At 68.7% G+C, this 21,415-nt stretch carries 18 protein-coding genes; 2 read left to right on the forward strand and 16 right to left on the reverse strand.

Annotated elements, in window-relative coordinates:
• The first annotated feature begins 41 nt into the window (after positions 1–41).
• On the forward strand, positions 42–878 hold the full coding sequence (locus tag B161_RS0108215; protein ID WP_018632889.1) for a hypothetical protein: 837 nt from the start codon (positions 42–44) through the stop codon (positions 876–878).
• A 223-nt stretch (positions 879–1,101) separates the two neighbouring features.
• Positions 1,102–2,820, forward strand: coding sequence for an acyl-CoA dehydrogenase family protein (locus B161_RS0108220; RefSeq protein WP_018632890.1), 1,719 nt, complete (start codon positions 1,102–1,104; stop codon positions 2,818–2,820).
• Here B161_RS0108220 and B161_RS20020 read toward each other — a convergent pair.
• The 16 genes from B161_RS20020 to B161_RS18800 all read right to left on the reverse strand — a co-directional run bounded on the left by B161_RS20020 (position 2,783) and on the right by B161_RS18800 (position 21,411).
• Positions 2,783–3,571, reverse strand: a complete 789-nt coding sequence (locus B161_RS20020; RefSeq protein WP_083922974.1) for an HNH endonuclease — start codon at positions 3,569–3,571, stop codon at positions 2,783–2,785. The genes B161_RS0108220 and B161_RS20020 overlap by 38 nt on opposite strands.
• Positions 3,571–5,973, reverse strand: a complete 2,403-nt coding sequence (locus B161_RS0108230; protein WP_018632892.1) for an aldehyde dehydrogenase family protein — start codon at positions 5,971–5,973, stop codon at positions 3,571–3,573. The genes B161_RS20020 and B161_RS0108230 overlap by 1 nt, the downstream gene beginning before the upstream one ends.
• Positions 5,974–5,985: 12 nt before the next feature.
• Entirely contained in the window at positions 5,986–6,978 is a 993-nt protein-coding gene (deoC, locus tag B161_RS0108235) for a deoxyribose-phosphate aldolase (protein ID WP_018632893.1), read from the reverse strand.
• Positions 6,979–7,164: 186 nt separating this feature from the next.
• Complete coding sequence (locus tag B161_RS0108240) at positions 7,165–8,157, reverse strand: 2-hydroxyacid dehydrogenase (RefSeq protein ID WP_018632894.1); 993 nt, start codon at positions 8,155–8,157, stop codon at positions 7,165–7,167.
• A gap of 155 nt (positions 8,158–8,312) precedes the next feature.
• A complete protein-coding gene (ndk, locus tag B161_RS0108245) occupies positions 8,313–8,735 on the reverse strand; it encodes a nucleoside-diphosphate kinase (protein WP_018632895.1) in 423 nt (140 codons plus the stop codon).
• A 112-nt stretch (positions 8,736–8,847) separates the two neighbouring features.
• Positions 8,848–9,447, reverse strand: coding sequence for a GNAT family N-acetyltransferase (locus B161_RS17405; RefSeq protein WP_018632896.1), 600 nt, complete (start codon positions 9,445–9,447; stop codon positions 8,848–8,850).
• A complete protein-coding gene (gene ispG / locus B161_RS0108255; protein WP_018632897.1) occupies positions 9,444–10,586 on the reverse strand; it encodes a flavodoxin-dependent (E)-4-hydroxy-3-methylbut-2-enyl-diphosphate synthase in 1,143 nt (380 codons plus the stop codon). The genes B161_RS17405 and ispG overlap by 4 nt, the downstream gene beginning before the upstream one ends.
• Before the next feature lie 57 nt (positions 10,587–10,643).
• Positions 10,644–12,005, reverse strand: coding sequence for a helix-turn-helix domain-containing protein (locus tag B161_RS0108260; protein WP_018632898.1), 1,362 nt, complete (start codon positions 12,003–12,005; stop codon positions 10,644–10,646).
• Between the two features lie 233 nt (positions 12,006–12,238).
• A complete protein-coding gene (gene hemA, locus B161_RS0108265) occupies positions 12,239–13,480 on the reverse strand; it encodes a 5-aminolevulinate synthase (RefSeq protein WP_018632899.1) in 1,242 nt (413 codons plus the stop codon).
• A gap of 150 nt (positions 13,481–13,630) precedes the next feature.
• Positions 13,631–15,517, reverse strand: coding sequence for an OmpA family protein (locus B161_RS0108270; RefSeq protein WP_018632900.1), 1,887 nt, complete (start codon positions 15,515–15,517; stop codon positions 13,631–13,633).
• Positions 15,510–15,857, reverse strand: a complete 348-nt coding sequence (locus B161_RS0108275; protein WP_018632901.1) for a hypothetical protein — start codon at positions 15,855–15,857, stop codon at positions 15,510–15,512. The genes B161_RS0108270 and B161_RS0108275 overlap by 8 nt, the downstream gene beginning before the upstream one ends.
• A 308-nt stretch (positions 15,858–16,165) precedes the next feature.
• Entirely contained in the window at positions 16,166–16,804 is a 639-nt protein-coding gene (gene recR, locus B161_RS0108280) for a recombination mediator RecR (protein WP_018632902.1), read from the reverse strand.
• Positions 16,805–16,818: 14 nt separating this feature from the next.
• Positions 16,819–18,123 (reverse strand): glutamate-5-semialdehyde dehydrogenase, encoded by a 1,305-nt coding sequence (locus tag B161_RS0108285; RefSeq protein WP_018632903.1) that lies wholly within the window; start codon positions 18,121–18,123, stop codon positions 16,819–16,821.
• Complete coding sequence (gene proB, locus B161_RS0108290) at positions 18,120–19,310, reverse strand: glutamate 5-kinase (RefSeq protein WP_018632904.1); 1,191 nt, start codon at positions 19,308–19,310, stop codon at positions 18,120–18,122. Before proB ends, B161_RS0108285 begins: the two co-directional genes overlap by 4 nt.
• Positions 19,295–20,332 carry a GTPase ObgE gene (gene obgE / locus B161_RS0108295; RefSeq protein WP_018632905.1) on the reverse strand — a complete coding sequence of 346 codons (1,038 nt, stop codon included), beginning with the start codon at positions 20,330–20,332 and terminating at the stop codon, positions 19,295–19,297. Before obgE ends, proB begins: the two co-directional genes overlap by 16 nt.
• The gene (locus tag B161_RS18800) at positions 20,329–21,411 is read right to left on the reverse strand and encodes a GNAT family N-acetyltransferase (protein WP_018632906.1); all 1,083 of its coding nucleotides are present in this window, start codon (positions 21,409–21,411) and stop codon (positions 20,329–20,331) included. The genes obgE and B161_RS18800 overlap by 4 nt, the downstream gene beginning before the upstream one ends.
• Positions 21,412–21,415 lie beyond the last annotated feature (4 nt).

Consider the following 21,415-nt stretch of genomic DNA (forward strand, 5'->3'; position numbering starts at 1 on the left):
TAACTTAACCAATGGTTAAAACTTGCGCGGAGGATGTCTTCATGAAGTTGCGGCTTTTGCTCGCTTGCGGCGCGGTCGGCCTTGCGGCGAATCTCGCGCCGGAGGCCCGGGCGCAGGGAGGCTACGGACCCGCCTTCTTCTCTCCGGGATACGGAGTCGCTCCGCCTCCGGCCTTCGCGCCGAATTGCGGCTCCGCGCAGCCCCTCGCGCCGCCGCCCTGCGCTTATGGGCCCTCCGTCTGGGGCGCGCCCGCGCCCTATCCTTACGGCTATGGCGCGCCTGTTCCTCCGCCCGCGCCTTACGGCTACGGCCCGCCCGCCGGCCCTTCCGCTTCGGGGCGCGCGATCATCCCGCCCGACGTGCGCGTGATCGACGCGCCTTATGGCGCCGCGCCGGGCTGGGGCGCGCCGCAACCGGGCCCGCAGGGGTATTTCGCGCCGCCCGACGTGCAGGTGGCGAAGCCGCCGCCCATCATCCGCTACAGCGCTCCCGACGTGCAGGTGGTGAAGCCGCCGCCCATCATCCGCTACAGCGCCCCCGACGTGCAGGTGGTGAAGCCGCCGCCCGTCGTTCGCTATCTTCCGGTCACGGCGCCCCGCTTCTCTCCGGAACTCGCCGCGACGCCGGGGCCGGGCGGCTACGGCGTTCCCCATTCCAGCGGCTATTCCTACGCCCCTCCTTTCGCTCCGCCCTCCTCCTATGGGGGGACTCTCGTCGAGGGCGTGGGCACCTTCCCGCCGCCGCCCGACAGGCATGCTTTGGCGTCGCAAGGGTGGCAGGGCAATCATGGAGGCCGCAACAGCTTCCCGTTCTGCAGCCCGCATCTGCCCTTCAACACGCCCTGCGTCACGCCTTCCGGGCAATTGGTCTCGAATTGACGTCGCAGGCGCTCTGCGCCGCCGACTGAAACAGGGGACGGCTGAAAAGCCGTCCCTTGCTGTTCGGGGGCGTGGAGCCTTGGGTGAAGGCGTTCAGAAGAAGTTTCTTGCGACTTTAGGCGGAGACATATCCGAATCTTGCGCGAAGATCTTCGCAAGCGATTGACGATCTTCGCAGGCTGGCCTATCGTCTTCGCAACGCAACATAGCCGGACCTCGCCAGATGACGACCGCCGCCGCGACCGCTCCCGACGCCAAAGAGGCCCCCGCCGCCCTTGCGCGCGCCGAGCTCTCCCAGCTTTCCGCCGAGGCGCTCGCCGCCGCCGAAACTCTGCTTGAAGCCGCGCGCGCGGGCCTGCGCGCCCGGGTCGGGGTGGATTCCCGAGGCCGCCTGTCGGGCGCCGCGCTCGAAGAGGAGCAGCACGCCGCTCATGGCTTCGCCTGGCTGGCGGTTTACGTCGAGGGCCTGCGCCGCATGATCGGCTGGCGCGAGCGCCTCGCCGCCGAGAGCCGGGGCGGAGAACTCGAAGAGCTGATCTTCCAAGCCGCCTGCGGCCAGATCTGCGCCGAGATCTCCGGGGGAATCCCCATGTCGCAGGGCGAGACGGCGCGTCCCGCCGATTTCGGGATCTCGGACGAGGCCGAAGCCGCCTTCGCCGCCGCGCCCGCCGTGCGCCGCCTCGCGCGCGAGGGCGACGTGGACGCCGTGCGTCGGCGGATCATGGATCTGGTCTTCGCGGCTCAGGGCGCGGCGACCTTCGGCGATTGCGGGCTCGACTCCGATTTCGACATGATCCGCGACCAGTTCCGCCGCTTCGCCGAGGAGCGCGTGATTCCGCACGCCCATGGCTGGCATCTGCGCGACGAACTGATTCCCATCGAGATCGTCAACGAGGCCGCCGAGCTCGGCGTCTTCGGCCTGACCATCCCGGAGGAGTTCGGAGGTTCGGGCCTCGGCAAGACGGCGATGTGCGTCGTCTCCGAGGAGCTGAGCCGGGGCTATATCGGCGTGGGCTCGCTCGGCACGCGCTCGGAGATCGCGGCGGAGCTGATCCTCGGCGGCGGCACGCCCGAGCAAAAAGCCGAATGGCTGCCGAAGCTGGCTTCCGGCGAGATCCTGCCGACCGCCGTCTTCACCGAGCCCAACACCGGCTCGGATCTCGGCTCGCTCTCGACGCGCGCCGTGAAGCAGGGCGAGGAATATGTGGTCTCGGGCGCCAAGACCTGGATCACCCACGCCGCCCGCGCCGACCTCATGACCCTGCTCGTGCGCACCGATCCTTCGACGAAGGACTATCGCGGGCTCTCGATGCTGCTCGCGCCGAAGATCCGCGGCACCGAGGACGACGCCTTCCCGACGCCCGGCATGACCGGCGGCGAAATCGAAGTGCTCGGCTATCGCGGCATGAAGGAATATGAGATCGGCTTCGACGGCTTCCGCGTTCCGGCGGCCAATCTGCTCGGAGGCGAGGAGGGACAGGGCTTCAAGCAGCTCATGCAGACCTTCGAATCCGCGCGCATCCAGACCGCCGCCCGCGCCGTGGGCGTGGCGCAATCGGCGCTGGAGATCGGCATGCGCTACGCTCAGGAGCGCAAGCAGTTCGGCAAGCCTCTGGCGGCCTTCCCGCGCGTCTATGGGAAGCTGGCGCGGATGGTGGTCGAGATCATGATCGCCCGTCAGCTCAGCTATTACGCCGCGCAGGAGAAGGACGCCGACCGGCGTTGCGATCTTGAGGCGGGCATGGCGAAGCTCTTCGGGGCGCGGGTGGCTTGGGCCGCCGCCGACAACGGCTTGCAGATTCATGGCGGCAACGGCTTCGCGCTGGAATATCCGATCAGCCGGGTTCTCTGCGACGCGCGCATCCTCAACATCTTCGAGGGCGCCGCCGAGATTCAAGCCGGAGTCATCGCCCGCCGCCTGCTCGAGAGCGGCCCGAACTAACCGCCTCGGCGAGGCGCTCCTGTTCAAGGAGCGCCTTCAAGGCCGCGACGCTGAGCCAAGGCTTGGCGCGATGGATCATCCGGTGGCAATTGGCGCAGAGCAAAGCCAGATCGGCGAGCTTCGTCTGAACGCTCTCCTGAGCCTCAGACAGCGGAGTCGTATGATGGGCTTCGAGGAAGCCCGCGCCTAGATCGCCATAGGTTTTTTGAAAGTCGAAGCCGCAGGCCGCGCAGGCGAGGGCGCCGCGCGCCTTGAGAGTCTGCTCTTTCTTGCGCCGGACGATTTTGGGATCTCGCTCGCGGCGGCGATGAAGCCGCGTCAGAAGCCGTCCCTCCACGGCGACGAACTCCTCTTCCTCCTCTTCGAGGATGGGCGGAGGCGGGACCGCCAAGCCTTCGCGGATCCGCGCGACCACCGCCGCCAATTCAGCGGGACGATGGGCGTAGGCCGCCCAAACCTCGGCGTCGCCGCGGCTGGCCGAACTCAGGCCCTTGCCCGAGGCCGTCGGATCGAGGCTTTTGAGGTTCATCAGCTTCATCGCCACGCCATTGGCGTTGCGATAAGTCGCGCGGCCCTCGACGCCGAGCGCCGCGCCTAAGCGATTAAGCAAAGCGCTCGCCTCTTGGATCTCCGGCGAGTGGGGTTCGAGAAAGCGCGGGCGATGGCGCAGGTAAAGATCCAGCGCGATGAGCAACTCATCCCGCGTCCAAGGGGGATTGCGCGTCTTCGGGTCGGGGGCCTCCTCGGTCATCACGCCCCCCAAGGGATCCAGATGTTTTTGATCTGCGTCGCCTGAGCGAGGAATTCGCGGCCTTCGCCCTGAACCAGGTCGAACCAATCGCGGGCCAGAGGCTCCGTCCAGATCCGCTTGAGGTTCCCCGCCGAAGCGCGCTCGAAATCCGCCAGAGATCCCGCAGGCGCGAAGGCCCAAAGAGCGTCCACGGCGTCATGTTTCGCCAGCTCCAGACCCAAAGCCGCCGGATCGCCTATCAAAATATTCACCGCGCCGCCGGGGACGTCCGAAGTCTCCAGAATCTGGATGAAATCCGAGATGATCAGCGCCTCCGTGAAGGAGGGAACCAGAACCGCCCGATTCCCCATCGCCAGAATCGGCCCCATCAGCGAGACGAAACCCAGAAGTCCCGGCGAACTCGGGCAAACCGCCCCGATCACGCCCAGAGGCTCCGGAATGGCTAAAGCCGTTCCCCGGATCGGCGGACGATGGACCGTCCCCTCATATTTATCCGCCCAAGCGCCATAGGCGAAAAGCCGCGCCACGCTGGTGTCCACTTCGGCCTCGCAGGCGGCTTTCGCGCGTCCCGTCGCGGCCTGAAGCCGGGCGACGAAAGCCGCGCGGGCCGAGGCTAGATTCTCGGCGATATAGTAAAGGATCTGCGCGCGGGCGTGGCCGCTCTGCGCGGACCAGCCCTCGGCCTTGCGGGCGGCCTCGACGGCGTTGCGGAGATCCTTGCGGTTGGCTTCGGGCAATTCGCCGAGCAGCGCGCCCGAGGCGTGACGCACGAGCCGCGTGGTTCCGCCGTCGGGGCGGGTCTGCTTGCCGCCGATATAGAGCTTGGCGGTTTGGTCCACGCCTTCCGGCCGATCCAGCGGCGAGGCGGGAACCGCCGCAGGCGGCGCGGCCTCCGGCGCGAGCGGCTTGGCTTTGGCGCGCCAGCGCGGTTTGAGATAGGCCTCCAGACCCTCGCGGCCGCCCTCGCGGCCATAGCCGGATTCCTTATAGCCGCCGAAGCCCACGGCGGCGTCGAAGAGATTGGTCGCGTTGATCCAGACCACGCCGCATTTCAGCTTGGAGGCCACGTCCAGCACGCGGCTGATTCCCTCGCTCCAGAGGCTCGCCGCGAGGCCGTAAGGCGTGTGATTGGCGATCTCCACGGCTTCTTGCGGCGTGCGGAAGCTCATGGCGACCAGAACCGGGCCGAAGATCTCCACTTGGGCGAGGGTCGAGGCGGGCTGCACGTTGGTCAACAGCGTGGGGGGATAATAGGCGCCGCCTTCGGGCAAGGGGCAAGGCGCTTGATGGATCTGCGCGCCCTCCTTGACGCCCTGCGCCACGAGATCCTTCACGCGCTGCAATTGGATCGGGCTGACCAGCGCGCCCATGTCGATGGCTTTGTCGAGTGGCGGCCCGACCCGCAGGCGCTCCATGCGGCGTTTGAGGCGATGCAGGAATTCCGCCTCGATTCCCTCCTGAAGCAGCAGCCGGGAGCCCGCGCAGCAGACTTGCCCCTGATTCAGCCAAATGGCGTCCACCACGCCTTCCACCGCCGCATCAAGATCCGCGTCCTCAAAGACGATGAAGGGGGATTTCCCGCCCAGCTCCAAGGTCAGAGCTTTGCCGCTTCCCGCCGTGGCCTGACGCAGAATCCGCCCGACCTCCGTCGAGCCAGTGAAGGCCAGCTTCGCGACTCCCGGATGGGCCGCCAGAGCCGCGCCCGTCTCGCCTTCGCCCGTGACGACGTTGACCACGCCCGGCGGAATCCCGGCCCGCTCGCAGAGTTCGGCGAAGAGCAAAGCGGTGAGGGGCGTGTCCTCGGCGGGTTTGAGAACCACGGTGTTCCCCATCGCCAGAGCGGGCGCGATCTTCCACGCCAGCATGAGCAGCGGGAAATTCCATGGGATGATCTGGCCGCAGACGCCCACCGGCTCCTGATCGGGGAATTCGGCGGCCTGAATCTGCGCCCAACCCGCATGATGGTAGAAATGCCGGATGGCCAAAGGAATATCGAGATCGCGGCTTTCGCGGATCGGCTTGCCGTTGTCGAGGGTCTCGACCACGGCGAAAAGCCGGGCATGGCGCTGAAGTCCGCGCGCCAGAGCATACAGATGCTTCGCCCGCGCATGGCCGGGCAGAGCAGACCAGCCCGGCAGAGCCTTGGCGGCGGCCTTGACGGCGGCGTCGACGTCGGCGGCGCCCGCCTTGGCGATTTTGGCCAGAACCGCGCCCGTCGAGGGATCGCGGGTTTCGAAACTCTCGCCGGATTTCGCCTTGCGCCAAGCCCCGCCGATGAAGAGCTTCGCCTCGCCGCCGAGGCTCTTCAGCCATTCGCGCGCCGGAGCGTCGCTTTCCGGCGAAGGGCCATAGGGCAGGCTCATGTCCAGAATCTCCGCGATGGAGGGAGTCGACTCGGTCATAGGAGTTTTTCCTTAGGCGAGGCCATGGCGGTCATGGGCGGCGTAACGGCCCGTCACGTGATGCTCAAGCTGGCGTTCGATGTCGCCGACCAGAGAGGAGGCGCCGATGCGGAAGAGATTCGGCTGAAGCCAATCCTCGCCCAGCTCCTCTTTGACCAGCATGAGCTGTCCGAGGGCGTCCTTGGCCGTTGAGATGCCGCCCGCGGGCTTATAGCCCGCCTTATGGCCCGTCGCGTCGCGATAGGCGCGGATCGCCCGCAGCATGGTCAGAGTCACCGGAAGGGTCGCGTTGACGCTCTCCTTGCCCGTCGAGGTCTTGATGAAGTCCGAGCCCGCCATGAGCGCCACCCAAGAGGCCCGCGCCACCAGATCGAGATTCCGCAGATCGCCCGTCGCCAAGATGCTCTTCATATGGGCCGGGCCGCAGGCTTGCTTATAAGCGCGGATCTCGTCGTAAAGCTCGCGCCAGCGCCCGGTCAGCGCCAATTCGCGGGTGATCACGATGTCGATCTCGGCGGCGCCGTCGGCCACCGAGGCCTCGATCTCCATGATCTTGGTCTTGAGCGGCGAAAGCCCCGCCGGAAAGCCCGTCGAGACGGCGGCCACCGGAATCCCGGAGCCCTTCAGCGCCTCCACGGCGGTTCCGACGAAGCGGTGATAGACGCAGACCGCGCCCGGAACGATCCGGCGCCCGGCCAACCCCAAAGCCGCCTGAAGATCCGCCCGCAGAGGCTGGCGCGCCTTGGCGCAAAGCCGCTTGACGCGGCCTTCGGTGTCGTCGCCGTTGAGGGTGGTGAGGTCCACGCATTCCAGCGCCCGGATCAGCCAGGCCGCCTGCCATTGCTTCTTGACGCTCCGCCGCCCGCCGAGCGCGTCGGCGCGGCGTTCGGCGGCCGAGGCGTTGACGCGCAGCGCCTCCAGAGGCCCGAGGTCGAAGGGGATTCCCGGATTTTCGGGATGGGGCGCGGGAGGCGCCGCCGCCCGAATCTTCGTCGTCTGCGTCATGGCCTGCGCCCTCCCCAGAGCCTGAATGTCTTTCGACTCTGGATCGCATGGGGCGCGGGCCGCCGCAAGAGCGCAATCCGAACAGGCTGCTGAGCAGCCGTTCGGCTCAATTGCGCGACCTTAAAAGAAACCCGAGACTTTGAAGATCCTGAGGATCGGAAAAGGATCGGGTCTCCTTCTGAGGGCTTACAGAGAGGCGAGCAGCACCTTGTCCGGCGGCGTATGGCCGCTGAGGAAGGTGTGGATGTTCAGGATCATCTTCTCGCCCATGGCCACGCGGCTCTCCAGCGTGGCCGAGCCCATATGCGGCAGCAGGAAGACGTTCGGCAAAGCCCTCAGGCGAGGATTGATGTAGGGCTCGTCCTCGAAGACGTCGAGCGCCGCGCCCGCCAGTTCGCCCGCCTCCAGCATGCGGATCAGGGCGTTTTCGTCGATGATCTCGCCGCGCGCCGTGTTGACGATATAGGCCTCGGGCTTCATCAGCTTCAGGCTGCGGCTGGAGAGCAGATGATAAGTCGCGGGCGTATAGGGGCAATTCACCGAGAGGATGTCCACCCGCGCCAGCATCTGGTCGAGGCTCGGCCAATGGGTCGCGCCCAGCTCCTCGGCCTGAGCGGCGGGCAGGGGCTTGCGGTTATGATAATGGATTTCAAGGCCGAAAGCCTTGGCGCGATGGGCCAGAGCCTGACCGATGCGGCCCATGCCCAGAATCCCGAGCTTCTTGCCCTTGAGCTGGCGGCCCATGAGGAAGGTGGGGGTCCAGCCCGTCCAGCGGCCTTCCTGCAACAGCTTGACGCCCTCGGCGAGGCGGCGCGGCGCCGCGAGGATCAGCGCCATGGCGAGATCCGCCGTATCGTCGGTCAGCACGCCCGGCGTGTTCGAGACGGTGATTCCGCGCCCCACGGCGCTTTTCACGTCGATATGGTCCACGCCCGCGCCGAAATTGGCGATCATGCGCATTTGCGGTCCGGCGCTCGCCAGAAGGGCGCCGTCGATGGGATCGCCGAGCGTCGGCGCCAGAACCTCGGCGCGCTGGACGGCCGCATGCAGCTGCTCGCGCGTGAAGGGCTTGTCCTCGGGATTCAGCTCGACGTCGAAAAGTTCGCTGAGGCGGGCTTCGATCTGATCAGGGAGTTTGCGCGTGACGATCACGCGCGCTTTCGGGCGAGGGGCGGGCATGCGACATCTCCGGGTTTCTCAGGCGAAGGGGCTGCGCCGCCCTCGCTAAGGATATTCTGTTACGAAAACATTCGCATCTTTGAAAGAAAATTTTGCGAAGACGCGCAAAAACCCGCCTCCCGCATGAAAGGGGGAGGCGGGCCGAAGCTTCAGGCTCAGCCGGGGATCTCGGACTGGGCGAAGAAGAAGCCGATCTCGCGGGCGGCGCTCTCGGCGCTGTCGGAGCCGTGGACCGAGTTCTCGCCCTTCGACAAGGCGTAGAGCTTGCGGACGGTGCCCTCGGCGGCCTGAGCCGGATCGGTGGCGCCCATCACGTCGCGATGCTTCAGAACGGCGTTCTCGCCTTCGAGGATCTGCACGACCACCGGCTCGGAGATCATGTAGGAGACCAGTTCGCCGTAGAAGGGGCGGGCCTTATGCTCGGCGTAGAAGGCGCCGGCCTGATCCTGCGTGAGGCGGACGCGCTTTTGCGCCACGATGCGCAGGCCGGCGTCTTCGAAGACCTTGTTGATCGCGCCGGTGAGATTGCGCTTGGTGGCGTCGGGTTTGAGGATCGAGAGCGTGCGCTCGACGGCCATGGGAGAACTTCCTGTGTTGGATCGGCGGGGGCCGGAAAGGCCCTCCGCGCTGCGCCTCGCGGATAGCACGGGAGCCGAAGAGCCGCAATCCGCAAGCCGTCGCCCGGGCGGCTCAGACGGGGCGGGTCATGAGCAGGCTTTCGCCATGGCGCGTCAGGCGCGGATGGGGCGCGATCTCGACCCGGCCGGACGGCCGGAAGCCCAGAGAAGCGTAAAGCGCCCGCGCGGGGGCGTTGTCGGCCCAGACGAAGAGCGAAACCCTCTCCGCCTCCTCGCGGGCCGCCCGGAGCAGCGCCGCCGAAATCAAAGCGCGCGCGAGGCCGCGTCCGCGAAAGCCCTCCAGAACGCCCAGGCGCGAGATATGCAGCGCGTTCTTCGGCGTCAGGGCCGCGAAGCCCGCCAGATGCGCGAGGCGCCCGGCGGCGGGGTCTTGGGGATCGACCGCGCCGAGCAGGCGGGTCGGATAGGCGGTCAGGGCGCCGACCGTCTCGCCTTCGGCCTCGGCGATCCAGCTCCAGCGCCAGCCGTCGGGGCCGTCGCCGCCGTAAAGCTGGCTCATGAGCGCCCCCGCCGAAAGATCGGGGATCAGATCCTCAAAGACGAATCGCGCGAATTCCGGCGCCGTCAGCATTTCGACGGCGGCCATCATCGGCGCGTCCCCGGGGCGCGCGGGGCGGACGAGGTCGCCGCAGAGGAGGGCGGGGGCGCTCATTCCGCGGCGGGCGCGACCGCTTCGGCGGCCTCCGCTTCGGTTTGGGCCTTGGCGATCTCCTCGGCGCGCTTCTCGACCAGTTCGACGATATGGTCGATCATGTCGGCGTTGGACATCTTATGGCTCGGACGGCCCGAGACGTAGATCATCCCCGAGCCCGCGCCGCCGCCGGTGAAGCCGAGATCCGTTTCGCGGGCCTCGCCGGGGCCGTTGACCACGCAGCCGATGACCGAGAGCGTGATGGGCTGGCTCACATGGGCGAGGCGCTCTTCGAGGCGGCTCACGGTGTCGATGACGTTGAAGCCCTGACGCGCGCAGGAGGGGCAGGAGATGATCGTGACGCCGCGATGGCGCAGATTCAGCGATTTCAGAATCTCATAGCCGACCTTCACCTCCTCCTCGGGCTCCGCCGAGAGCGAGACGCGGATGGTGTCGCCGATTCCCATCCAGAGGAGGTTTCCCAAGCCGATGGAGCTTTTCACCGCCCCGATGGAGCGTCCGCCCGCTTCGGTCACGCCGAGATGCAGAGGATAGTCGCAGGCTTCGGAGAGCGCCTGATAGGCCGCCGCCGTGAGAAACACGTCCGAAGCCTTCACGCTGATCTTGAATTCGAAGAAGTCGTTGTCTTCGAGGATCCGGGCGTGCTCCATCGCGCTTTCGACCATGGCGTCGGGGCAGGGCTCGCCGTATTTTTCGAGGAGATGGCGCTCCAGAGAGCCGCCGTTCACCCCGATGCGCATCGAGCAGCCGTAATCCTTGGCCGCCTTGACCACCTCGCGCACGCGCTTGGCGTCGCCGATGTTGCCGGGATTGATGCGCAGGCAGGCCGCGCCCGCCTCGGCGGCCTCGATGGCGCGCTTATAATGGAAGTGAATGTCCGCGACGATGGGGACCGGGCTTTCCCGCACGATGGCCTTGAGCGCCGCCGTCGACTCCACGTCCGGGCAGGAGACGCGCACGATGTCCGCGCCCGCCTCGGCGCAGCGCCGGATCTGGTCGATGGTCGCCGGAGCGTCGGCGGTGATGGTGTTGGTCATGGTCTGAACGCTGATGGGGGCGTCTCCGCCCACCAGCACCTTGCCCACGCGAATCTGACGGCTCTTGCGCCGCGCGATGTCGCGCCATGGACGAACGCTCATCCGGTCCTCCGAAACTTCAGCCCTCGACTTCGGCCGCGCCCCTTGGGGCGGCGGGCGTCAGTCCACCGGGCGCATGCTGCCGAAGGCGCGTCCGCCGCCGGGCGCGGCCTCAGGATAGACATAGGACGGCGGCGGATTCGAGACAATGCGTCGTTCTGGACCGGGCGCGGGGCGCTGCACGCGCTGAGCGGCGGGCAGAGGCTGGGCCGCAGGGGCCGAAACGTCCCAGATCGGCGCCTGAGCGGCGGGCGCCGCGGCCAGAGCGGGCGCGGGGCGCGGCGGGGTCGCGACGGGGGCGGGGCGGGGCGGGGCGGCCGCGACGGGCGCGGGCGCCGGAGCGTTCTGGGCGATCTGGACGCGCAGATTCTCGGCGCTGAGGTCGAAGTCGCGGATCACGGCGGCGCGGCGCGAGAAGGGGCCGAGCCGCTCGCCCGCCACCTCGACGATCAGGCCGGAGGGGTCGCCCACATGCAGGCGCATGCCGTCGCTGCGGCCCTCGGGGGGCGTGAAGCGGTCGCCGGGATTCATCTCGCCGCTGAAGATCACCGCGCCGCCTTCGGCCTCGCGGGCCTCCAGCCAGACTTTGCGCTCGGCGACCAGCGCGAAGGCGGGGGCTCCGGCCTCCGGCGCGGGGGCTTCGCCTTCGGCGGCCGTAAGGGCCTCGCCCTCCGCCCCGCCTTCGGCCCCGGAGGGCGTTCCGGCGGCGGGGGCGGCGGCGCGGGTCAGAGCCGAGGCGAGCGGCGCGTCGATGGGCGGCAGAGGCGGCGGCGCGGCGCCCGTATCGGAGGCGGCGGCCCAATAGGCGTCGACGCTGCGCTCATAGGCGGCGGCGCTCGGGCGCTCCAGCGCCACGGTGACGGCGGCGGGCTGAGGCTCTCCGCCGCTGAAGACGGCGGCGACGCCCGCATGATCCATCAGCTTCCAGCCGCCCCAGAGGATGCCCCCCGCGAAGACCAGAGGCGCCAGCATGGCGATTCCGCCGAGCAATCCGCGCCAGACGCGGCCGCGCTCGCGGCGGCGGGCCAGACCCGCCAGAGGATCCTCTTTGGCGGGCGGGCGGCGGAGCGGCGCGGCTTCGGGCTCGGCGCGGCGGGCGGCGGAGAAGATTCGCGCGACTCCGCCTTTTTCGCTCTTCGCCTGAGCCTCGACCTCTTTTTGAAACCGCAGGGCGGTCTTGTCCGGGTCCAGCCCGAGATAACGCGCATAGGCGCGCAGAAAACCGGCGGCGTAAGCGGGATCGGGCAGCAGATCGGGGCGCACGTCCTCGATGGCGAGCAGATAAGCGGCCTTGATCTTCAGCTCGCGCTCGATCTGATCCAGACTCCGGCCCGAGCTGGCGCGCGCGCCGCGAAGTTCGTCTCCGAGAGAGACGTCGGCTTCCTCGAATCGTAAAGTCGAGATGCTTCGATGCGCCGTCATGGACCGCCCCGACTCGCGCGCCTTTGGGCGCGCCCTTAAGTTTTTGGCCAGCGTCTTTTTTTAGCTCAGGAGGCGGGATGTTGCAACGCGCTTCTCCCCCGTGAAAACCTCTCACGGCGGACAGGTTGCCGCAATTTCCTCAAGAGTTGGTTGACTCTGGCCCCCCGGACTTCGGGTCGGAAAGGTCAGGGGGCGGGCGCGCGGGGGAGGATCCGCGGGCCCGCGGAGAGTCGTCAGGCGGCCCGGCGCAGCGAACGCCGCCGCCAGATGGTCTGAAGAGCGTCCACAAGGGCGTCCATGTGAGCGTCCGTATGCAACGGCGAAGGCGTGAACCTCAGACGTTCCGTCCCGCGGGGCACGGTCGGGTAATTGATCGGCTGCGCGTAAAGCGAGAACTCCGTGAGCAGAGCGTCCGAAACCGCCTTGCATTCCGTCGGGTCGCCGACGAGCAGCGGCACGATATGGCTCGGGCTGTCCATCACCGGCAGATCCGCCGCGCGCAGGCGGGCCTTGAGGGTCGCGGCGCGCTCCTGATGGCGCGTCCGCAGCTCCGGATGGGCCTTGAGCCAGCGGATGCTCTCCGCCGCCGCCGCCGCGAGGGTCGGGGGGAGGGAGGTGGTGAAGATGAAGCTTGAGGCGTAGCTGCGCACCACGTCCACGAGGCGCTCCGAGGCGGCGATGTAGCCGCCCATCACGCCGACCGCCTTGCCGAGGGTGCCCTCCACCACGTCGAGCCGCGCAAGGGCCGCCTCGCGCTCGGCGACGCCGCCGCCCCGCTCGCCGTACATGCCCACGGCGTGGACTTCGTCGAGATAGGTCAGGGCGTCGTAACGCTCCGCGAGGTCGCAGACCTCATGGATCGGGCCGAAATCGCCGTCCATGGAGTAGACCGATTCGAAGGCGATGATCTTCGGACGCGAAGGATCGGCGGCCTTGAGCAGATCTTCGAGGTGATTCAGGTCGTTATGACGCCAGATCTTCTTGTCGCAGCGGGCGTTGCGCACGCCCTCGATCATCGAGGCGTGATTCAGCGCGTCCGAGAAGATGACGCAGTTCGGCAGCACCCGCCCGAGGGTCGAGAGGCTGGCCTCGTTCGAGATATAGCCCGAGGTGAAGAGCAGGGCGGCGTCCTTGCCGTGCCAGTCGGCGAGCTCGCGCTCGAGATCGACGTGGTAATGCGTCGTGCCCGAGATGTTGCGCGTGCCGCCCGAGCCGGAGCCCGCTTCGTCGGCGGCGCGCTTGAGCGCCTCCAGCACGGCGGGATTCTGGCCCATGCCGAGATAATCGTTCCCGCACCAGACGGTGATCTCGCGGGTGGAGCCGTCCGCTTCGCGCAAAAGCGCCTGCGGAAATTCGCCCCGGATGCGCCGGATGTCGGCGAAGACGCGGTAACGGCCTTCGGCGCGCAAGGCTCCGAGGGCGCTGTCGAACATCTGGTCATAGCGCGTAGGCGCGCGGTCGGCGTGATCTTTCATGGCGGAATCGTCCCTCCCCGACGATGAACGGCTCTTTGAGCGAGCATAGGACTCAAGAACCGGACCGCTCAAGGGCGCCGAAGCCGCATTAGGACGAAAAGACGAGCGCGATTCGTCGCAACCGACGGAAAATCCGAGGAAAATACTCGGTTATTCTCCGGAGAAGGCCGCCTCGAACTGCACGCGCCGGTTGGTGGATCCGGGGCCATGCGTCTCGACCAGTTCGACCGGATCGGGACGCGCCGCCGCGATCAGACGATCCGCGGGCGCGCCTCGGGCGATCAGTTCGGCGATCACCGCCTGAGCCCTTTCGCGGGCGAGGCGCTGGTTGGTTTCGGCGCTGCCGAGGCGGTCCACATAGCCGATCACCCGCAGACGCGGCGCGCCGGGCCGGCTCAGGATCTCCACGGCCTCGTCCAAGACTTCGAGATTGCGGGCCTGAGACAGATTCGCGCCGTCGGGGATGAAGATCGCGCTGCGCGTCGCCCAGAGCCTCAGGCGGGCCTCGGGCGTCTCGGCGGCTTGGGCGAAGGCCGCGAGATCGCGGGTTTCGGCGGCCAGAGCCCCCTGACGCTCGGAGAGGGCGGCGATCTCCGCCTCCTGCGCGAGGAGGCGGGCGCGGGCCTCCTCAAGGGCGGCGGCGGTCTCGCTCTGCGCTTGCCGGGCGGCCGCCAGAGCGGCCTCGGCTTCGGCGCGGGCGCGGCGCAGGCCCTCCATCTGCGCGGCCAGACCCGAAAGGCGGGCCTCGGCCTGCGCGGCGCTTTCGGCGAATTCGGGCGAGGCCCCATAGGCGAAGCGGGCCTGAAGCGGAAAGCCTTCGCCGGCGGCGGCGGTCAGGCGCGCGCTCAGAGCCTCGGCGTCGGCGCCGGGGGGCAGGACGCCGCTCACCTGAATCCGCGTCCGGCCGGACCAGGCGGCGAAGACCGGCGCGTCGTCGAGGACGGGCTCCTCGGCGATGGCGGCCCGCACCCGCTCTAAGGCGGCCTCGCGGCTATGGGCCTCCCAAGCCTTCCAGGCGAAGAAGCCCAGCAGCCCCAGCAGCAGCAGCGCGCCCAGCGCCAGACGCCGGCGCCGCGCGCCGCGCCGGGCGGAGGCTTTCTGAGAGGTGATCAGGGCGCGGGCGAGGGGCGCGAGGGCGTCGGGCCGCGCCAGCGCTTCGGGCGGGGCTTCGCCCAGCGCGTCGAGGAAATTCGAAGCGGCCTCCTCCATGCGCTCGCGGCGCTCGGCGGAGGGGGAGCCGCTGGCCTCTATGGCGAGGATCCGCTCCGCCCGCGCCTGCAGCGTCACCGAGCGGCCGTTGAGGTCGAGGGAGCGCAATTCGTCGCCCTCGCCCGAGCGCAGCGCCTCTTCCGAGAAGGAGAGGATGGCGGCGATCATGCCGCCGATCATCTCGGCCGCGGCGGGGTCGGCGGGATCCTCGGGCCATTGGGCGACGAGGCCGCCGCTCTGGCGGTCGATGAGCAGAATGCGCGAGACGCCGCCCCGGGCGCTGAGATCGGCGAGGGCCAATTCGCTGACGCTGCGTCCCGTGAGCAGCGCGCGCATCCTCAGCCGCCAGCCCTGCGCCGAGGCGAGGGCGTCCAGTCGGGCGTTCACGTCCTCGACCAGCTTGCGGAAGCTGTCGGCGACGGCGGCCTTGACCATGCGTCCGGCGATGGGACGGAAGGTCTCGACCATCTTCTCCTTGGAATTGTCGATTTCGGCGCGGATGGCCACGCCCATCATCGGGGCGAGGGTGGAGGCGAGGGCCTTGCCGCGTTTGGCGCGGGTTTCGCGCAGAGCCTCGACGAGGTTCTCCGCCATGGCCTCGCGGATGGAGTCCTTGTCGCCCATGGAGCCCTCGACCGCCTCCAGACGGGCGGAGAGCCGCGCGAGGGAATCGCGGTCCTGAGCGAGCAGCAAAGCGCGCAGACGCGCGAAACGCGCCGCCTCGGCCTCCGCATGGGCGGCTTCGGCGGCGGCGCGCAACCGGGCTTCGGCTCTGGGATCGGCCCCAGAACCGGAGACGGATCCGGAATCGGCCATGCGGTCAGCCATGGTCCTCGCTATGTCCGGCGGAATCCTCCGGGCGCTCCTCGGCGAGGCGGCGCAGGTCTTCGCTCATCTGGGCGAGATTGGCCGAGATGTCGGCGAGGGTGCGGCGGCGGCGCTCTTCGCCGCGGGCGTCCAGCTCGCGCAGGCGGCGGTCGGTCTCGGCGGCGGCCTGCGCGAGGCGGCGGTCGGTCTCGCGCAGACGGTCCTCCAGATGGTTGATCCGGTCGACGAGGCGGCGCTGGGCGTCTCCGAAGAGCAGATCGCGGACCTGCGCCATGGCGACGTCGGGCGTGGAGGCGTCGGTCTGCTGCGGGTGATGGGGGGCGTAGGCGGCGTCGGTCATAGGGGCTCCGGCGAAAGGCGTTGCGGGCTTGCGCGCGTAAGGCGACGGAAAAACTCCGTGAGCCGATTGGAACAAGAAATTCTTAAAGCTTCCTCCGCGCGGCCCGCGCCGGAAATCCCTGTCGGCGACCCCCGTCGGCGATCTCGCGCGGCGCGGGAGCAGACTAGCGGCGGCGCAGGCGAAAAGATAGGCGCCGTAAGGCGGGGCGGGGCCGCCTCGGGGGCGGATTCCGCAGGTTCTTTCGGGGAGGCCCGGCGCTTTGCGCGGGGAGGGCGCAGGGAGAAGGCCGCGCGGTTCTTTCGGAGGGGTCAGAGCCCCCGCCGGGCCATGAAGGCGGCGGCGATGGTGCCTTCGTCCAGATGCTCCAGCTCTCCGCCCATGGGCACGCCCTGAGCCAGAACGCTGGTCCTGATTCCCAGATCCGCGAAGGCTTCGGCGAGATAATGCGCCGTGGCGCGGCCGTCCACCGTGGCGTTGAGCGCGAGGACGACCTCGCGGGGCTTGGCCTCGGCGGCGCGGGCGAGCAGCTGCGGGATGCGCAGCTCCTCCGGCCCTACGCCGTCCAGAGCCGAGAGGCAGCCGCCCAGCACATGATAGCGCCCCTGAAAGGCGCCCATGCGCTCGATGGCCCAGAGATCCGCCGAATCCTCCACCACGCAGAGGGCGCCGTCGTCGCGCTGAGGATCGGCGCAGATGGAGCAGATTTCGGCGGTGTCGATATGGCCGCAGATCGAACAGGGGCGGATCTTCTCGGCGGCGAGGGCCATGGCCTCGGCCAGAGGCGCGAGCAGGGCCTCGCGGCGCTTGGCCAGATGCAGCGCCGCCCGCCGCGCCGAACGCGGCCCGAGCCCCGGCAGGCGCGCCAGAAGCTCGATCAGCCGCGCCAGCTCCGGCCCCATGGGCGAAGCGGCGTTGGGGCCGGAATTCGGGCGGCGGGAGGAATCCATGGCTGCGCCTCAGGTCAGGAGCGGATCGCGCCGTCGCCGGTCACGAGATATTTGAAGCTGGTCAGCTGCTCGGCGCCCACCGGGCCCCGCGCATGGAGCTTGCCCGTCGCGATGCCGATCTCGGCGCCCATGCCGAATTCTCCGCCGTCGGCGAATTGCGTCGAGGCGTTATGCATCAGAATCGCGCTGTCGAGCCCTTGGAAGAAGCGCGCCACGGGGGCGGCGGCCTCCGCGAGGATCGATTCCGTATGGCCCGATCCATAGCGGCGGATGTGGTCTATGGCGCCCTCGACGCCGTCCACCATCTTCGCCGCGATGATCGCGTCGAGGAATTCATGGCCGTAATCCTCGGGCGAGGCGGGGACCGCCTCGGGCGCGAGCGCCCGCACGCCTTCGTCGCCGCGAATCTCGCAGCCCGCCGCCGCCAGAGCCGCCACCACCGGCGCCACATGCTCGGGCGCGGCCTTGTCGAAGAGCAGGCATTCCGCCGAGCCGCAGATTCCCGTCCGGCGCATCTTGGCGTTGACCGCGACCTTCACGGCCATGGCCTCATCGGCGGAGGCGTCGACGTAGAGATGGCAAATCCCTTCGAGATGGGCGAAGACCGGGACGCGGGCCTCTTTCTGCACCCGCTCGACGAGGCTGCGCCCGCCGCGCGGCACAATGACGTCCACGTAATCGACCATCTCGCCGAGCAGAATCCCCACGGCGGCGCGGTCGCGGGTGGGGACGCGCTGGACGGCGTCCTCGGGCAGGCCCGCCTGACGGAGCCCCTCGCGGATGACTTCCAGAATCGCGCCGGAACTCGCAAAACTCTCGGAGCCGCCGCGCAGAATGGCGGCGTTGCCCGATTTCACGCAGAGCGCGCCCGCGTCGGCGGTGACGTTGGGACGGGATTCGTAGATGATCCCGATCACGCCGATGGGCGTGCGCACCCGACGGATGCGCAGGCCATTGGGGCGCGTCCAGTCGGCGATGACCTCGCCCACGGGATCGGGCGTCGCCGCGACCTCGCGCAGGCCCTTGGCGATTCCCTTGAGGCGGGCCTCGTCCAGCAGCAGGCGGTCCAGCATGGAGCCCGAAAGGCCCCGGGCTTCGGCGCGGGCCATGTCCTCGGCGTTGGCGGCGAGGATCCCGGCGGAACGGGCCTCCAGAAGATCGGCGGCGATCTCCAGAGCCTTGCGCTTGGCCTCAGAAGGAGCCTCCGCCAGCAGACGCGCGGCGGCGCGGGCGCGGGCGCCGAGGGCCTTCATCTCGGCGCGCAGAGCCTGCGGGTCTTTGGAAGCTTCGATCTGAGAGGAGGGGAGAACTTGATTCATGACTCGCTCCAGATCGCCATATCGTCCCGATGGCTGATTTCGGTCCGGCCGGGGTGGCCGAGGATGGATTCCAATTCGTGAGACCGCCGCCCCGCCGCCTTGCGGGCCTCGACGGAATCATAGGCGGCGAAGCCCACGCCGATCTGCGCGCCGGCCTCATCCTGAATCGCCACGGGGGCGCCGCGCTCGAAATCGCCGATCACCGCCTTGAGCCCCGCCGGAAGCAGCGAGCCTCCGCGCTTCAGAGCCCGCGCCGCCCCCGCGTCCACGACGAAGGCGCCTTCCGTCTTGAGGCCGGAGATCCAGCGTTTGCGGGCGCTCTGGGGCGTATGGCCGGGCAGGAACCATGAGCAGGGCGCGCGATTCTCGGCGAGGGCCTGCAAAGGCCGCTCGACGTCGCCTTTTAAAATGGCCATGGCGCAGCCGCCCTGCAAGGCGGTCTGGGCGGCCATGACCTTGGTCTTCATCCCGCCCTTGCTGACGCCGGAGACGGGGTCTCCGGCCATGGCGGCGATCTCCGGGGTGATCTCGCGGATCACGGGCAAGCGCTTCGCCGTCGGGTCGAGATTGGGATTGGCGGTGTAAAGCCCGTCCACGTCGGAGAGCAGGATCAGCCGATCCGCCTCCAGCGTCAGGGCCGCCTGAGCCGCGAGGCGGTCGTTGTCGCCATAACGGATCTCATCCGTGGCCACGGTGTCGTTTTCATTGATGATCGGCACCGCGCCGAGGCCGAGCAGAGTTTTCAGCGTCGAGCGCCCGTTGAGATAGCGGCGGCGGTCATGCGTGTCGCCCAAGGTCAGCAGCACCTGAGCCGCCACGATCCCGTAAGGCGCCAGAGCCTCGGAATAGGCCCGCGCCAAGCCGATTTGCCCCACCGCCGCCGCCGCCTGAGCGCGCTCCAGCGGCAGAGGGCCTTTCGGCAGACCGAGAATCCCGCGTCCCAAAGCGATGGAGCCCGAGGAGACCAAAGCGACTTGCGCCCCGCCTGCGCGCAAGGCGGCCACGTCGGCGGCGAGTCCCTTCAGCCAATCCTGACGCAGCGCGCCGGATTTATCCACCAGCAGCGCCGAGCCGATCTTGACCACGATCAGCTTGCCGGAGCGGAAGAATCCGCCCGGATCGAAGCCCGCTTCGGCCTCGTCCTGAAGGGCTTGGGGCGCTTCGGCCTGACTTAACTGGGCGACCATGGGGCGGGCTCCTTGGGCGCGGCCTCCTCGGCGCGGGCCTCGTCGATGACTTTGAGCAGGGCGCGCAGCATGGGCTTGACGCCTTTGCCCGTCGCGCCGGAAAGCGGCATGATCTTCTTCGCGCCCGCCTTGCGCAGAAGGGCGGTCTTCTCCTTGACCTCCTCCTCGGTCAGAGCGTCGATCTTGTTCAGCCCGAGCAGACGCGGCTTTTCGGGCAGGCCCTCGCCGTATTCCTCAAGCTCTTTGACGATGATCCGGTAATCCTCGACCAGCGTCTCGGAGGTTCCGTCCAGCAGATGGAGGATCACCGCGCAGCGCTCCAGATGGCCGAGGAAGCGGTCTCCGAGCCCGGCGCCTTCATGGGCGCCCTCGATGAGGCCGGGCAGATCGGCGACCACGAATTCGCGCTCGTCCACCGCCGCGACTCCGAGCCCCGGATGCAGCGTGGTGAAGGGGTAATCCGCGATCTTGGGCCGCGCGTTGGAGACCGCCGAGAGGAAGGTCGACTTCCCGGCGTTGGGCAGCCCCGTCAACCCCGCGTCGGCGATGAGCTTCAGCCGCAGCAGAATCGTGCGCTCCACCCCCGGCAGACCCGGATTCACCCGGCGCGGAGACTGGTTCGTCGAGGTGACGAAGCGCGCGTTGCCCCATCCGCCGTTGCCGCCCTCGGCCAGAAGCGCCTTTTGTCCGACCTCCACGAGATCGGCCAGAAGCTCGCCGGTGTCGTAATCATAGATCTCGGTGCCGACGGGGGCCTTCATCACCACGTCGGGCGCGCCCGCTCCGGTGCGGTTCTTGCCCATGCCGTGGCCGCCGGTCTTGGCCTTGAAATGCTGCTGATAACGATAATCGATGAGGGTGTTCAGCCCCTCCACCGCCTCGATCCAGACGTCGCCGCCCCGTCCGCCGTCTCCGCCGTCGGGACCGCCGAATTCGATGAACTTCTCACGCCGGAAGGAGAGGCAGCCCGCCCCGCCGTCGCCGGATTTGATGTAGACTTTCGCCTGATCCAGAAATTTCACGCCGCGCCCTCCTCGCGCCGATCCTTCCAGGCCGCGCGCGTCAATTCATAAAGGACGACGGCCTCGTCGCCCAAAGGATATTCGCCCGAGGATTCGAATCCCAGAGCCTCCAGAAGCCGCCCCGAGGCCGCATTGGTCTTGAGGCGCTCCGCCCGGACCGCCGGAGCCTTGAGCGTCGTGAAGAGATAATCCAGCAGCGCCGCCGAAGCCTCGCGGGCGCAGCCCTGGCCTTGCGCCGCGCGGCTCAGCCAATAGGAGACGTCCGGAGCCCCCGCCGCGTCCTTCGGCCCGACGCCCCATTCGCCGATCAGAGCGCCGTCCGCCTTCCGCGTCAGCCCGAGCCGGAAGCCCGGCGCGCCCCGGAAGCGGCTCGCGCGGATGCGCTCCAGAGCCGCCGCCTCGGTGAAGGGCGAGGGGAGATTCGCCATCCGGCGGGCGATCTCGGGATCATTCCCGATCCGCGCCAGCTCCGCCGCCTGCTCGTCCTGCAAAGGGGCGAGGATCAGGCGTCCGGTCTCCAGAAAGGGCGGAGGGGGCGGCGCGTCCTCGGCGGAGAGATCCAGCCTCAGGCAGTCGACCTCCTCGCCGCGCGCCTGACAAAACACGGCGCGGGTCTCGCCTTTATCCCGGAATCCGAGCTTGCGCAGCGCGTTTCCCGAAGCGGGGTTGTCGGCGAAATATCCCGCCGTGATCTCGGCGAATCCCTCGCCGGAGCCGCCCCGCGCGAAGCCCTCCGCGACGACCGCCCGGCCCGCCTCCGTGGCGTAGCCCCGGCCCCAGACCTCGAAGCCCAGCCAATAACCAAGTTCGGCCTCGGCCCGGCGCAGAGGATCGGCGTGCAGGCCCATCGCGCCTTGCAGCCCATCCGAATCGCAGATCGCCCAGACGCGCCCGCCCTCCTCCTCGAGGAGGGGATGGCGCGCGATGAAGGCCTCGGCCTGCTCGACCCCGTAAGGCTGAGAAATCGACGAGACCATGCGCGCCACGCGCGGATCATTCGCCAGAGCGGCGAGGCGCGGAGCGTCCTCCGGGGTCATGGGCCGGAGCGTCAGACGGGGCGTGCGCAGCACGGGGTTCATGGTT

This window comes from Neomegalonema perideroedes DSM 15528 (genome assembly GCF_000374145.1).
Lineage (GTDB): Bacteria > Pseudomonadota > Alphaproteobacteria > Rhodobacterales > Rhodobacteraceae > Neomegalonema > Neomegalonema perideroedes.

Excerpts from the sequence above, each read along its gene's own strand:
- B161_RS0108275 (WP_018632901.1), bottom strand. The coding sequence starts at position 15,857 with ATGACCGACGCCGCCTACGCCCCCCATCACCCGCAGCAGACCGACGCC.
- ndk (WP_018632895.1), bottom strand. The coding sequence starts at position 8,735 with ATGGCCGTCGAGCGCACGCTCTCGATCCTCAAACCCGACGCCACCAAG.
- B161_RS0108240 (WP_018632894.1), bottom strand. The coding sequence starts at position 8,157 with ATGCCCGCCCCTCGCCCGAAAGCGCGCGTGATCGTCACGCGCAAACTC.
- proB (WP_018632904.1), bottom strand. The coding sequence starts at position 19,310 with ATGGTCGCCCAGTTAAGTCAGGCCGAAGCGCCCCAAGCCCTTCAGGAC.
- ispG (WP_018632897.1), bottom strand. The coding sequence starts at position 10,586 with ATGAGCGTTCGTCCATGGCGCGACATCGCGCGGCGCAAGAGCCGTCAG.
- B161_RS18800 (WP_018632906.1), bottom strand. The coding sequence starts at position 21,411 with ATGAACCCCGTGCTGCGCACGCCCCGTCTGACGCTCCGGCCCATGACC.
- B161_RS20020 (WP_083922974.1), bottom strand. The coding sequence starts at position 3,571 with ATGACCGAGGAGGCCCCCGACCCGAAGACGCGCAATCCCCCTTGGACG.
- B161_RS0108285 (WP_018632903.1), bottom strand. The coding sequence starts at position 18,123 with ATGAATCAAGTTCTCCCCTCCTCTCAGATCGAAGCTTCCAAAGACCCG.
- recR (WP_018632902.1), bottom strand. The coding sequence starts at position 16,804 with ATGGATTCCTCCCGCCGCCCGAATTCCGGCCCCAACGCCGCTTCGCCC.
- hemA (WP_018632899.1), bottom strand. The coding sequence starts at position 13,480 with ATGAAAGATCACGCCGACCGCGCGCCTACGCGCTATGACCAGATGTTC.
- B161_RS17405 (WP_018632896.1), bottom strand. The coding sequence starts at position 9,447 with ATGAGCGCCCCCGCCCTCCTCTGCGGCGACCTCGTCCGCCCCGCGCGC.
- B161_RS0108230 (WP_018632892.1), bottom strand. The coding sequence starts at position 5,973 with ATGACCGAGTCGACTCCCTCCATCGCGGAGATTCTGGACATGAGCCTG.
- B161_RS0108260 (WP_018632898.1), bottom strand. The coding sequence starts at position 12,005 with ATGACGGCGCATCGAAGCATCTCGACTTTACGATTCGAGGAAGCCGAC.
- deoC (WP_018632893.1), bottom strand. The coding sequence starts at position 6,978 with ATGACGCAGACGACGAAGATTCGGGCGGCGGCGCCTCCCGCGCCCCAT.
- B161_RS0108220 (WP_018632890.1), top strand. The coding sequence starts at position 1,102 with ATGACGACCGCCGCCGCGACCGCTCCCGACGCCAAAGAGGCCCCCGCC.
- B161_RS0108215 (WP_018632889.1), top strand. The coding sequence starts at position 42 with ATGAAGTTGCGGCTTTTGCTCGCTTGCGGCGCGGTCGGCCTTGCGGCG.
- B161_RS0108270 (WP_018632900.1), bottom strand. The coding sequence starts at position 15,517 with ATGGCTGACCGCATGGCCGATTCCGGATCCGTCTCCGGTTCTGGGGCC.